Genomic DNA, 13,946 nt, shown 5'->3' with positions numbered 1-13,946 from the left:
ATGACTCTTTTTTCTATTCCTGAAGCAGCTCTTGATGCACAAGCAATAGCAACGCATCCCAAAACAAATGTATGGGTTTCTGCAAATGCAGGATCTGGAAAAACGCATATTTTAAGTGAGCGCGTTATTCGTTTACTTTTAAATGGTACACCTCCTTCACGTATTTTATGCCTTACTTATACAAATGCAGCTGCCTCTGTTATGCAGTCGCGGATTTTTCGTACACTTTCCAGCTGGAATGAACTTGATGATGTACAGCTCAAACTCGTCCTATCACAACTTGAAAATAAGCCTACAAACGCGCAAACAATAACATCTGCACGTCAACTCTTTGCTCGTGCTCTCGAAACACCTGGCGGTTTAAAAATACAGACTATTCATGCATTTTGCGAATCTTTATTGCATCAATTTATGTTAGAAGCCAATATTGCTGGGCACTTTGAACTACTTGATGATATTAATCAAAAAAAAATATTACAAGAAGCTCGCCGACAACTTTTAATGCATCAAAACGCGCAACCAGCTTTAAAACAACTGTTTAAGGCCATCAGCGAAAAGGCTTTTGACCAATTACTGGATGAAGCAACAAAAAAGCAACATAAATTGCCTCAGTTTTTGGATTTTATTCTATCTGAAAATGGAAAAGAACAGCTCCGTATACTTTTTAATTTAACGCCAAATGAAACAAACAAGCTGCTCTTAAAAAAAATTAAACAAACTGCTTTTCTATCTTCTCATGCCATACAACATTGTCAAACTTATGGTAACAAAAATGCTAAGGATATGATCACGCAGTTTTCTCAATTAACAGAGACTTCTGATGAAACAAAAATTATTAATATTATTTCAAATATTTATTTTAAAAACTCTGGCATACCCCGTAGTTTCTCACGTTTATCTTCTAAAAAATCGGATGAAATTTGGCCTTTTATTAAAAAAGAACTTGAAGATAAACAAAACCAACTTTCTGCTCTTTTAGATAAATATCAATGCGAAAAAGTTATAACACTCAATATGGCTGCTTTTCAGCTTTGTGCCATTTATCTTAAAATTTATGCAACTTTAAAAAAAGCCAATGGACTACTAGATTTTGATGATCTTATTGAACGTACACTCCATTTGTTACAGCGTAAAGGTGCAAGCCAGTGGGTGCAATATAAACTTGATCGTGGTCTTGATCATATTCTGCTTGATGAAGCACAAGATACTAACCCTGAACAATGGCAGATTATTCAACTCTTAGCTGAAGAATTTTTTTCAGGTCATAGTCAACGAACAAATATACGCACTCTTTTTGCTGTTGGAGATGAAAAGCAATCCATCTATTCTTTTCAAGGTGCTGTACCAGAAAATTTTGCTGCAAATGGGAAAATAATTCAAAAAAAAGCGAAACAAGCAAAACAAAAATTTGAAAAAATACAACTAAATTATTCTTTTCGCTCTACAGCCGATATTCTAAAAAGTGTTGATCTTGTCTTTAAAACACCAGAAAATTACAAAGGGCTTTCAGCGGAAAATATAAACACAGTACATGAAGCTATCCGTGTTAATAGCCCTGGCGATGTCATCGTATGGGATGCTATTTCTAAAGAAAAAAATGAATTTCCTGACGATTGGCATTTAACTGTTGATCACTTAGACACACCTGAAGTACGTTTAGCAGAAACAATCGCAGAAACAATCGCAAACTGGTTGCACAAAGGAGAAATACTTCCAGCAAAAGGACGGCTATTGCGTGCCAATGATATTATGGTCTTGGTTCGTAAGCGTGATCAATTTGTTTCTGCTCTTTCTCGTGCACTTAAACTACGCAATATTCCTGTTGCTGGAGCTGATCGTTTACAATTAACCAGCCATATTAGTGTACGAGATTTAATGGCACTTGCTCGTTTTGTCTTGCAACCACAAGATGATCTTTCTCTTGCATGTGTTTTAAAAAGCCCGCTTTTTGCTCTCACAGAAGATGAACTTTATCAACTTGCAGCTCAGCGTACAAAATCTCTTTGGCAAAGCCTTTGTATACACGCTTCATCAAACATATCTTTTCAATACGCCTTCGATAATTTAAGCAATTATCGCTCTTTAGTAGATAAAATACCAGTTTTTGAATTTTATAGCCATATTCTTAATAACGACAAAGGACGACAAAAAATTCTGGCTCGATTAGGATCTGAAGCAAACGATGTGCTTGATGCATTCATGGATTATACACTCACTATACAAAAAACGGGCTTACCAGGATTACAAGCTTTTTTAGAAGCATTAAGTACAAGTGAACCAGAAATTAAACGTGAACTCGATCAAAACCATGATGAAGTCCGGATTATGACTGTTCATGCGGCCAAAGGTCTAGAAGCCGCCGTTGTTTTTCTAATTGATTCCGGTAGTGCAATATGGCATTCTCAGCATGCACCTCACTTGCTTAAAGTTCCCTTTTGTAATACGCAGTTGAGAGATCAGCAAGGTTTCATTTGGTGCCCTAGCGCAGAATTCAAAACAAAAATTTCTGAAGAAGCTCTTTTGCGTTTAAAAGAGAACGCAGAAGAAGAGTATAAGCGTCTTCTTTATGTAGGTATGACGCGTGCTGAAGACCGATTGTTTATTTGCGGGTATAGTGGTGCAAGATCTCCCTATAATACATGGCTACAACTGGTAAAGAAAGCTCTTAAACCACATGCGATTTCTATAAAAAGTCCTGTAAAAGATATTGTGGCTTGGCGTTATTGCATTACCCCTTCATCCTTTACCCCACTAGACAAGGAGGTACTCCGTACAGATAGTCAAACACTTCCACCTTTGCCAGATTTTTTCCGCAATAAAGTACCGATAGAACCAGCTTTACCAAAACCGATAAAGCCCTCAGTTGCTAGTCTCTCTATTGAATCTGATACTGAGCTTTTTTCTAATCCAAAACAGTTAAATATTTCACCTGTTTTAGGCGAAAAAAATACCAATAAAGCTTTTTCCATTGAGTATGGTAATCTTGTTCACCGATTACTGCAATATCTGCCTGATTGTGCCCCTCAAAAACGTTTAGATTATGCTCGATATTATCTCAACACTAAAGCTTCCCATTGGAATGAAACTCAGAGAGAAGATGCTCTGCATCATATTTGGACAATCTTAGATAATTCATACCTTAAATCTCTCTTCTCTGATTTCTCACGTGCTGAAGTTTCTTTGATGGGTGTTATAAAAATTCGTGGAAAACAGCAAGTAATTTCTGGCCAAATTGATCGTCTATGTATCACAAAAAATAGTGTTGTCTTTGCTGACTTTAAAACAGGAACTCCACCTGAGGATGAAAATTCTATCACACCATGCTATTTGCTACAAATGGCTCTTTATCGAAAATTACTGCAAACTATTCATCCTGACAAAAACATTCAAGCTGTTCTTATTTACACCAAAGAAGCGAAAATTTTTAAACTCATTCCTGAAAAACTCGATACGCTTCTTGATAAAATTGCCTTATAATGCAAGAAAACCCTTTCCTCAGAGGCTGTAAATTTTTTCCATAACATAACTTGATATGAATTGTCACCGTACCAACGTATAGAAGTATAAATATAAAGGATAAATCAATGACATGTATAAAAATTGATAATAGCAATTTTGAACAAGAAGTTCTCACCTCTTCCATCCCTGTTGTAGTTGACTTTTGGGCGGAATGGTGTGGTCCTTGCAAAATGATAGCTCCGATCTTGGATGAAATTTCAACAGAAATGCAAAACCAAGTCAAAATTGCTAAAGTAAATATTGATGAAAATCCGGAACTAGCTACAAAATATGGAATTCGTTCAATTCCTACCTTACTGATGTTTAAAGATGGGAATATCTCATCTAACATGGTTGGTTCTGCTTCTAAAGGACGTGTCTGTGAATGGATTAAAGACGGCCTTCGATAAATAAGTCATAATGATTTTTGTATAAGAGAGAGATCGTATCTCTCTCTTTTTTGTGACCTTGTTTAAGAATAGTTTTTTAAAGGTATCTTACTGAGAGCGTACTTGATAATCTTTGAAGGCTGAAAATTTTATTTTTGGTGCTCGTTCTGCTTCATAATTCAGCGAAAAATGATTTTCTGCTAAAAAAACCGGATCGCCTTCTAGATCGTACGCAATGGCAAATCGATGATTGGTGAGAAATTTTTGCAGCTCATTTTTACTTTCTGCGGAAATCCAACGGCATATACTGAAACGCCCTGATTCAAAGCTTACTGGCAAACAATACTCTATCTTAAGTCGTTCCCTTAAAACATCAATTTGTAAGGCACCAATAACACCAATGAGAGCTGGTGATCCATCATCGGGAATGAACAATTGTACAACCCCTTCTTCAGCCATTTGTTGTAAAGCTTCTTTAAGTTTTTTTGCTTTCATGGGATCACCTAAGCAAACACGACGCAAAATTTCCGGTGCAAAATTGGGCATACCTTTAAAAAAAATATCTTCTCCTTCCGTCAATACATCACCAATACGTAAAGTTCCATGATTGGGGATACCAACTATATCACCGGCATAGGCCTGATCAGCAATTTGACGTGAACGAGCAAAGAAAAATTGTGGTGTTGAAAGTGTTATCGATTTATCTGTTCTTACCAATTTCGTCTTCATGCCACGTTCAAGTGTTCCTGAACACACCCGAAAGAATGCAATACGATCACGATGATTGGGATCCATATTGGCTTGAATTTTAAAAACAAATCCTGTCATTTTAGGTTCAGTAGCTGTGACATTGCGTTTATCGGCTACCTGATCACGAGGACTTGGACCAAAATCAACTAATGCATTAATCAAATCACGAACACCAAAATTTCGTAAAGCTGAACCAAAATAAACCGGTGTCATATGCCCTTCGCGGAAAGCTTGGAGATCAAAATTTCTGCAAGCAGTGCGGGCAAGATTAACTCCTTCAATAAAAGATTCTCGCTGATTTTCAGGCAACAAATTTGCAACTTCATCAGGCTCAGATACAGTCTGTTGTGTTACCTCACTATCTGTCTGACGAAAACAGTCATTATGAATGTTAAAAGTCCCAATAAAATTCTTTCCCGAACCAATAGGCCATGTAATTGGAGCAGCATCGAGCGCGAGCTTTTCTTCAATTTCATCTAAAATTTCTAAAGGATCACATGCCTCACGATCCATTTTATTTACAAAAGTAACAATAGGAATATCTCGCATACGACATACTTCAAACAGTTTGAGTGTTCTAGGCTCAATTCCGCGTGCACCATCTAATACCATGATAGCACTATCAACAGCTGTAAGAGTACGATACGTATCGTCTGCAAAGTCTTCGTGGCCTGGAGTATCTAATAGATTAAAGATATGATTTTCATATTCAAATGTCATCACTGATGTTACAACTGAAATACCGCGGTCACGTTCAATATTCATCCAATCAGAACGGGTTTGAATACGGTCTTTTTTTGCCTTCACTTCACCAGCAAGCTGAATAGCGCCACCAAACAATAAAAGTTTTTCTGTTAGCGTTGTTTTCCCTGCATCAGGATGAGCGATAATAGCGAATGTGCGACGGCGTTTTACCTCTTGCGCTCTCTTATCCATTATTCCCCCACAGGACGCGTAAGCGCTTCAGCAATGAGTGCACGCATTTCGTTAATTCCATAAAGCGCAATAAATGATCCCAGTCGTGGTCCTCGTTCTTGCCCTAAAAGGACTTCATATAACATTTGAAAAAAGACATTTGAAACACCTGGACCGCCTTCAGGACTTTTTTTGTTATGATCTTGATAGCGTTCGGTTAAACGTGCAACATCAAGAAGTGCATTTTGAAGAGTGTTTCCATCAGCAGTTTCAGGCAAACTGGCTAATTTGACATCAATATCAGCTAGCGTTAAGCGCTCACTCTCATCAGGAATTCGAAATTTTTTGTTTGGTTTGACAAAAACGTCAAAATATCTAATTGCGAATTGCACCAACTGATCAAGTTCTGGACAAGTTTGTGCATTTACCCCCTCAGCATAGCGAGAAATAAATCCCCAAAGAACTTGCTTATTTTCCGCATTTGAAGCGCTTACCAAATTCAACAGCATAGCGAAAGATACAGGCAAATCAACTTGCGGAGGATGACCATTATGGATGTGCCATACAGGATTATTGAGCCGTTCTGGCCATTCTTGACGACCATAGGCAGAAAGATGAGCATAATATTCATCAACAGCTTTTGGAATAACGTCAAAATAAAGCCGTTTTGCTGTTTTGGGCTTTGCAAACATATAAAGTCCTAAACTCTCTGTTGGCGCATAAGTTAACCATTCATCAATGGTTAAGCCATTTCCCTTAGACTTGGAAATTTTCTGTCCCTTATCATCTAAAAAGAGCTCATAATTAAATCCTTCTGGTGGATTCCCACCAAGCATTTTACAAATTTTAGAAGAAAGATTTGTGGAATCGATAAGATCTTTTCCCGCCATTTCATAATCAACCCCAAGTGCCTTCCAGCGCATTGCCCAATCCACTTTCCACTGGCATTTGACTTTTCCCCCTGTAACCTCTGTTTCAATGGTCTCTCCTGTTTCAGGTTCAACGTAAGTTATGGTTCCTTTTTTAGCATTATAGGAAATCATTGGTACCTGTAGTACCTTCCCAGAAAATGGGGAAATGGGTAAAAATGGTGAATAGGTAGCACGCCGTTCTTCACCTAACGTTGGCAACACTATTGCCATGATCTCATCATAACAGGCAAGAATTTTTATAAGCGCTTCATCAAAATGACCGGACTTGTAATAATCTGTAGAGCTTGCAAATTCATAATCGAAACCAAAACGATCAAGAAAAGAACGCAAGCGTGCATTATTGGCTGCTCCAAAAGAAGGGTAAGTATCCCCAAAAGGATCTGGTACACAAGTGAGTGGTTGCCCAAGATAGCTTTCCATTTTTTCGCGATCAGGTACATTATCAGGAACTTTACGCAAACCATCCACATCATCAGAAAAACAAAGAAGCTTTGTTTGTACTTTATTCTCTGTTAAAATATGAAATGCATGACGCACCATAGTTGTACGAGCAACTTCTCCAAAAGTTCCAATATGCGGCAAACCAGAAGGCCCATAACCTGTTTCAAAGACTATAATTTCTGGATAATCTGTTTTTTCATATCGTTTGATGATCTTACGTGCCTCTTCAAATGGCCAAGCTTTTGATTGCACAGCAGCATTTCTTAATTCAAGTGTAAGACTAGGAGTATTATATTGATCACGTATCATCATCTTTATCCTAAAAAACTAAACTCTTTATGAGATGGTCTATGGTTATTGAATTTATTCGTCAATAATAATAAGAGAAAAGCTCAAAAATCTAATTATAATCTTGCTGATTATACAGTATCTATCTATCATAATTCATTTGTGTTTTTTCTATTTTATGTAAACAGCGCATATATGCATATTTTTAGGAGCAGAAACAGACGAATTTTTAAAAACTTTACTCTCTAAACACATGCAATAAAACTCATTTATCGAACAAAGCGTTTTATTTTATCTATTTTTCTTAAAATCTGATGTTCATACGCAAATTCAATCAAATTTGTTTGAATTTTAAAGGTAAAAGCACGCTATAGAGTGGTATAATGTTGGTATCATATTTTAAATACATACAAAAAGCTTAAAACCTTTGATCATACCTTTTGCTGTTTCTCATTAAAAAATCGCATCTTTTCTTCCTATAAAATTTAATGAGGAATATTTAAACAAGCAGACGAGCAAATGAGTACCTTTCCTTCCCCAATAACTAAAACTTCACAGACTATTATTGACTCGAAAAATTGAAAGTACGAAATCACGCACAAATTTTTTGCATCACCTTATATGTAGGTTTCTTTAGCATATCAATATCTTATAGCGTGCAAACTCCAACCCTTTTCCTTACAAAATCAGTCATAAATCAGAATCTTATTTACAATCCACTTTACAACCATTTGGAAATGATTAAGTGTCAAATATTTTATAGAAAACTAAAATGACTTTCTTAATATTTTTCTATTTTAGAGCTCTTTGTCATTTGCTTTTTTCTCGTGCTCAAAAATCATAAACCGCATGGAAATAATAGAACACGAAAACGACGCAGAAAATGAAAAGATGTGAAGGAAGCTTCTTTGTAAAAGTCGAAATTATGCACACTTTTTGAAGTAGGATAGTTTTTTCCATTTAAGTGACTATTGTGATGTTTAGTTTGTTGATACCGATTTTATAAACTTTTCTTTATGTCTTCTGATAACCCAAGATCAATCAGCACCAATCGTATATCCGAACTGCAAACGTTCAGACCTTCGTAAACGCTCTGAAGCAGATTTAAGCTGGCCACATGCAGCTAAAATATCGCGTCCGCGCGGCATACGAATAGGTGAAGCATAACCAGCTTGATTAACCACATCAGCAAAACGCTCGATTTGTTCCCAATCAGAACATTGGTAATTACTTCCTGGCCATGAATTAAAAGGGATTAAGTTGATCTTAGCAGGAATACCTTTAAGTAACTGAACTAACCGCTTTGCATCATCCAAGCTATCATTTACATCTTTCAGCATCACATATTCAAATGTAATTCGCCTGGCATTGGAAAGACCAGGATAGTTACGACAAGCATCCATTAACATAGCAAGCGGATATTTTTTATTGATTGGAACAAGCATATCTCGTAACGTATCTCGCACAGCATGGAGGGAAATCGCTAACATCACCCCAATTTCTTCCCCTGTTCGTATAATTCCAGGAATCACCCCACTGGTTGAAAGAGTAATTCGACGTTTTGACAAAGAAAGCCCTTCTCCATCAGAAGCGATTAATAAAGCTTTTTTGACTGCTTCAAAATTATAAAGTGGTTCCCCCATGCCCATCATAACAATATTGGTAATTTTGCGCCCATAAACTGGAACAATTGCCCCATCAGGGATATTTTTATCAGGAAAATCACCCAAACAATCACGTGCCACCAATAATTGTACCAAAATCTCTTCTGCTGTTAAATTGCGAACAAGTACCTGCGTTCCTGTATGACAAAAAGAACAGGTTAGCGTGCACCCTACCTGAGATGAAATACATAAAGTACCACGCCCTTCTTCAGGAATGTAGACTGTTTCAATTTCAACAGGCCGCCCAGCTCCACGTGCAGGAAAACGTAAGAGCCATTTACGTGTACCATCCTTTGATATTTGTTCTCCAACAATTTCCGGACGTGCAATAGAAAAATGCTTTTTAAGCATTTCTTGCATTGGTTTAGAAATATTCAGCATTTCATCAAAATTTGAAACGCCTCGCACATAAAGCCAATGCCAAAGCTGACGTACGCGCATACGCCGTTGACGCTCTGGCACACCAATTTCTTTTAAAGCCTCTACCATTTCATCATGCAATAAACCAATCAAAGGTAGTTTAGATCTACCCTTCACTTCAACATTATCTGATTTTGACGTTGGACATGCACCAACTGGTTTGAGATCATATGAAACGGCCATTGCTTTTCGACTTATATCACTATTTTTTTAAAACTACATATCTCTTAATGACACTTACGCGCCACATTTAACGCAGCGGTCACTCCTTTTAAAGAATAAGTATAGGTGGTATGAGTTCCTCGTTTTGAGATAGCTTTGACTGTCATTTTGTTCCCAGCACGCATAGCAGAGACAAGTTGCGTTTCTAGCTCTGATGACGCTAACCAAGCTGATGAATCCTTAGTGAAGAAATCAAAATCCTTATCTCCAACGGTCACGATAACTCTTGACCCCTCCTTAAGAGTATAACCGGCCATAAATTGTGGTTCAAATGAAATAGGTGAATTAGAACGCTTAGTAACCAAAAAGAAATTATCGCCGTGATTAACTGTTGTTGGAAGAGATTCCAATGGCATAGACAATACGTAGCAGATTTTATCTTCTGTTGATCTATAAGAATAGGCTGCCCAAGCATAAAACTGATCTAGACGTCTTGGTGCCTGTGACCATGCAGTTCCAGCAGTAGTCAAAACCATTATAAATGCTGCAATAAAAGTCTTTTTAAACATTTTTATTTAGCTCACTTTTTTACTCTTTAATAAGATTTTTATTGGCAAAGCCTAACAAAAATCGGTCGATGCTTAGTGTATTTGTCCTTATTTTCTCAACAAGAAAAATATATTGCACAAATTAGAACAAATCGTTACATTCAATTGTGGCCTTTAAGTTATTACCAAAAAATGAATAATATAAATTTTTTATCAGTAACCAGACTTTAAAAAAAATAACATCTGAACCTTATTTAACAAAAAAGTATGAATGCATTTAACGAATTCAATTCATTGTTCTCTAACAAAAATTGCGCAATACCCCTCCCTTGATCAAAGGTTACTTTTCGTTATTTCAAAACTATTTTGAAAAAATTACTAAGCATTATCAGCATTGATTTCTATTTTAGCTACCGCATATAATTTACTCGCTTTAACTATCATTAACTCTTATTCTATGTTCACTGCCTAAAATTGCCAATTCTCTCAGCTATCGTAACAAAAATCAGTGTAAATACCATCCACCGTTTTACTCTCTTCTTAAAAATTTTTAAGAGATTCATCATTATCAAAGGTTACCGTTTCGTTTTAGAGTATTACAAAAAAATATTAAATTTTTTGCTCTCCATGAAAGTGCTTACCATCTTTGCTCAATTTTAAATTCACTTTCATTTTTTTTAATATTCAAACTTTTTCAAAACTCCTATAGAAATTCTTTTAAAATTAATGCTCTTTCTTTCTTGTTTTTGAAGCTTGAGCATAAATATTATAAAAACTAATAACTATTCTCATTGAAAAAAGGTAAACCTAGTCATAAAGAATGTAAGTAAATAAATTAAAGCATATAATCAAAAATGACTAAAAGAGCACTGCCCATCCTTCTTCTGTTCTTTGAAGAAGATATTCCTTATTTATAAATATATCATTTTTCATTCTGCTATAAACTCAACGCAATATGTATGTCACACTATCTTTCAAGCTGCATTTGATTCTGAATTTTGAATCAATAAAGTGTAAAGCGCATTGGCATCATGTGTGTTGCGTAATTTTTGAACAACATCAGAATGACGCAAGACACGTGCAATCTGAGACAATGCTTTTAAGTGATCTGCACCCGCATTCTCAGGCGCCAAAAGTAAAAAAACAAGATCTATCGGTTCATCATCGAGAGCTTCAAAATCAACTGGGCTTTCAAGGCGAGCAAATACACCAATGATTCGTTTAATATCAGGCAATTTTCCATGAGGAATAGCAATACCACAACCTAGACCCGTTGATCCTAATTTTTCACGCTGCAAGACAGTATCAAAAATTACATGCTCGTTAAGACCCGTTAGCTCAGCTGCTTTTTCAGCTAAAATTTGCAGAATTTGCTTCTTCGAATTAGCCCTAAGAGCCGGAATAATTGCTTCCGGTGCAATTAATTCACTCAAATTCATATTTAATTTCCTTTTACATGCTCAGATGCCCACTTATCAACGAGTAAAGAATACCGGAATCTAACATTTTATTGTCTACTAAATTCACAATAATAGGTGATGATTCACTTCATCTCATAATCACTATCAACTCAATGATAAATAGTATTTAGCTCTTAATTAACAGCATGAAAAAAAGAAATGGAGTTATCCATAAATTAACTCCACAACGATACCCTTAACAAACACCATGCACGGTTCTCATTCATCATATAGGTATAAAATTCTCGTCAGATATGCTTCTTCCTTGTTATTAGAATTGGTGCCTATAAGATAACAATATGCAATATTTCTGGCGATTACCGCATACCCCAAACACCCCAATTACAACAACTTAGACAGGCTCACTACATTCAACAGATATCTCAAATGACTCGCAATTCTAATCTGACATCTCCTAATAATATACCCCTTTTAAAATGTGCAACGCAGAAAATAAAACTCTACTCATATTTACACTTATAAAAAAAGCTCTCTATTATCATCAAAATACACGAAACTTACGTCATCGTTCTATTATCGAAAAAATACTACAAATATTAAATACCTCCCCGAAATATTATTATTTACTACCACTCTGCTTTTCATTCACCGTAAAGCTTATCTCGTGACATCTTTTCCATAACGTGTTCAAAACCACACTCCACTGATAAAATTCCACTGATAAAATAATGAGACCCTTCTTTCTCATTACACAGTATTTCTCTTATCAGTCAGCAAATTAATAATATAAAAGAAGTTCTGGCAAAAATAAGGAATCTCTCAGAAATAACGTAATGAAATCAATTACCATAGAGAACTTTATTGTTTAACTAAACTTTGAAATACCTATTTTTTAGGCCTTACCCAAAGTCATTGCATTTTTTAAAACCTCCCTAATAGGAGCATAATAATTTCAACCTCATACCAATGATTATTATTGATCACATAACCGCATCGATAATATCTGTTTAAAAATTTGCCTGAATACAATAGTTCTGTTTAAACTTAAAAATGAAGAATCTTAAAATAAAATCATAGAGAAAACTGATTCCCTAAATAAATTTTTCGTACATCAGCGTTATTTATAATATCTTTAGGGCAACCGTGAACTAACACTTTCCCTGCATGAATAATATAAGCGCGGTCGACAAGATCCAATGTTTCACGAACATTATGATCAGTTATCAAAACACCTATTCCCCGTTGAGTTAAATGACGAATAAGCTGTTGAATATCAAAAATAGCAATAGGATCAATCCCTGCGAATGGTTCATCAAGTAACATAAAACTGGGGCGAGAAGCTAATGCGCGCGCAATCTCAAGCCGCCGACGTTCTCCTCCTGATAAAGAAATTGCAGGCATTTTTCGTAAATGGTTAATTTTAAATTCATGTAAAAGCGCGTCTAATTCTTCACGTTGTTTGATACGATCTTTTTCAATGACCTCCAAAACAGCTTTAATATTATTTTCTACTGAAAGACCACGAAAAATAGATGCTTCTTGCGGAAGATATCCAATACCTAAACGAGCACGACGATACATAGGAAGGTGAGTAATATCAAATCCATCAATTTCAATTGACCCTCCATCAGATTTAATTAGGCCGGTCACCATATAAAAACAGGTTGTTTTACCAGCTCCATTTGGACCTAAAATACCAACAGATTCTCCCGTGCGAATGCCGAAAGAAACACCACTCACAGCCTGCCTTCCTCGATAAACTTTCATTAAATGACTTGCAATTAAGGTCTTTTCAAAAGGCTTTTTTAGAGATTCACTTTCAACCGCACATCTAACCATCTGTTTTTTTCTCTTGATTCCAAACATGAAATCTTAATGGTTATCCTTTTGACTTTGTTTTAAAATGATTGAAACGCGGCTCTTTTTCTCAGATGTATCACAACCTTCTAGAACAGCTTTCCCAGTTTTCATATTGGCTGTCAATTTACATCCTGTTGCCACATTATCGCCATCGATTAATACAACATTACTCCCTGTTAAAACCATCATATTTGACTTTCCATCAAAAACGCCTTTATCACCGGTAGCAATTTGCGTCGCTATTTTTATATAAACTTTTCCTGAAGCTTCCATTTTTCTAACGCTCGTTGAACCAAGTCCTGTAAGTAATGCCCTTTTCGTATTTACCTGATTATGAACTGCTTTATTCACCTTATCATAGTAAACAGCCAATTTTGATGTTCGCAAAAGACGTTTCCCCTGAACAACTGAAACATTGCCATCAAAGAATGCTATTCCTTCTTTATCACGTATTTCTAAAGAATCTGCATAAAGTTCAACAGGCTCTTTGTCATTCGATAGATTAATTCCCAAATGAGCTATTTCAGCGTATCCACATCCGATTCCAAATCTTAATATTCCTATAATTAAAGCAAAATACACACCTACCCATTTTATGTATGATGCTTTCTTTTTCATTTCACCTCTCTCAGTTTTTACATACACATACTTCATTTTT

Annotated in this window: 9 protein-coding genes; 2 read left to right on the top strand and 7 right to left on the bottom strand. The window is 35.9% G+C overall.

Annotated elements, in window-relative coordinates; translation table 11 throughout:
• Together addA and trxA are read left to right on the top strand one after the other, a co-directional pair.
• Complete coding sequence (gene addA, locus WCP78_RS01280; protein ID WP_336278706.1) at nucleotides 1-3,477, top strand: double-strand break repair helicase AddA; 3,477 nt, start codon at nucleotides 1-3, stop codon at nucleotides 3,475-3,477.
• Between the two features lie 107 nt (nucleotides 3,478-3,584).
• Nucleotides 3,585-3,908, top strand: coding sequence for a thioredoxin (trxA, locus tag WCP78_RS01275; protein WP_336278705.1), 324 nt, complete (start codon nucleotides 3,585-3,587; stop codon nucleotides 3,906-3,908).
• Nucleotides 3,909-3,995: 87 nt separating this feature from the next.
• On the opposite strand, the gene WCP78_RS01270 is transcribed toward trxA, so the two are convergent.
• The 7 genes from WCP78_RS01270 to WCP78_RS01240 all read right to left on the bottom strand — a co-directional run bounded on the left by WCP78_RS01270 (nucleotide 3,996) and on the right by WCP78_RS01240 (nucleotide 13,906).
• On the bottom strand, nucleotides 3,996-5,573 hold the full coding sequence (locus tag WCP78_RS01270; protein WP_336278704.1) for a peptide chain release factor 3: 1,578 nt from the start codon (nucleotides 5,571-5,573) through the stop codon (nucleotides 3,996-3,998).
• A complete protein-coding gene (locus WCP78_RS01265) occupies nucleotides 5,573-7,234 on the bottom strand; it encodes a lysine--tRNA ligase (protein ID WP_336279107.1) in 1,662 nt (553 codons plus the stop codon). Before WCP78_RS01265 ends, WCP78_RS01270 begins: the two co-directional genes overlap by 1 nt.
• A gap of 1,016 nt (nucleotides 7,235-8,250) precedes the next feature.
• Nucleotides 8,251-9,480, bottom strand: a complete 1,230-nt coding sequence (gene rlmN / locus WCP78_RS01260) for a dual-specificity RNA methyltransferase RlmN (protein ID WP_336278703.1) — start codon at nucleotides 9,478-9,480, stop codon at nucleotides 8,251-8,253.
• A 44-nt stretch (nucleotides 9,481-9,524) separates the two neighbouring features.
• Nucleotides 9,525-10,028, bottom strand: a complete 504-nt coding sequence (locus WCP78_RS01255) for an invasion associated locus B family protein (RefSeq protein WP_336278702.1) — start codon at nucleotides 10,026-10,028, stop codon at nucleotides 9,525-9,527.
• 953 nt (nucleotides 10,029-10,981) lie between these two features.
• Nucleotides 10,982-11,446, bottom strand: coding sequence for a PTS IIA-like nitrogen regulatory protein PtsN (ptsN, locus tag WCP78_RS01250; protein ID WP_336278701.1), 465 nt, complete (start codon nucleotides 11,444-11,446; stop codon nucleotides 10,982-10,984).
• A gap of 1,053 nt (nucleotides 11,447-12,499) precedes the next feature.
• Entirely contained in the window at nucleotides 12,500-13,294 is a 795-nt protein-coding gene (lptB, locus tag WCP78_RS01245) for an LPS export ABC transporter ATP-binding protein (RefSeq protein ID WP_336278700.1), read from the bottom strand.
• 6 nt (nucleotides 13,295-13,300) lie between these two features.
• Complete coding sequence (locus tag WCP78_RS01240; RefSeq protein ID WP_336278699.1) at nucleotides 13,301-13,906, bottom strand: LptA/OstA family protein; 606 nt, start codon at nucleotides 13,904-13,906, stop codon at nucleotides 13,301-13,303.
• Nucleotides 13,907-13,946 lie beyond the last annotated feature (40 nt).

The organism is Bartonella occidentalis (genome assembly GCF_037070875.1).
Classification (GTDB): domain Bacteria; phylum Pseudomonadota; class Alphaproteobacteria; order Rhizobiales; family Rhizobiaceae; genus Bartonella.
This window is presented reverse-complemented; position numbering and strand designations above follow the sequence as displayed.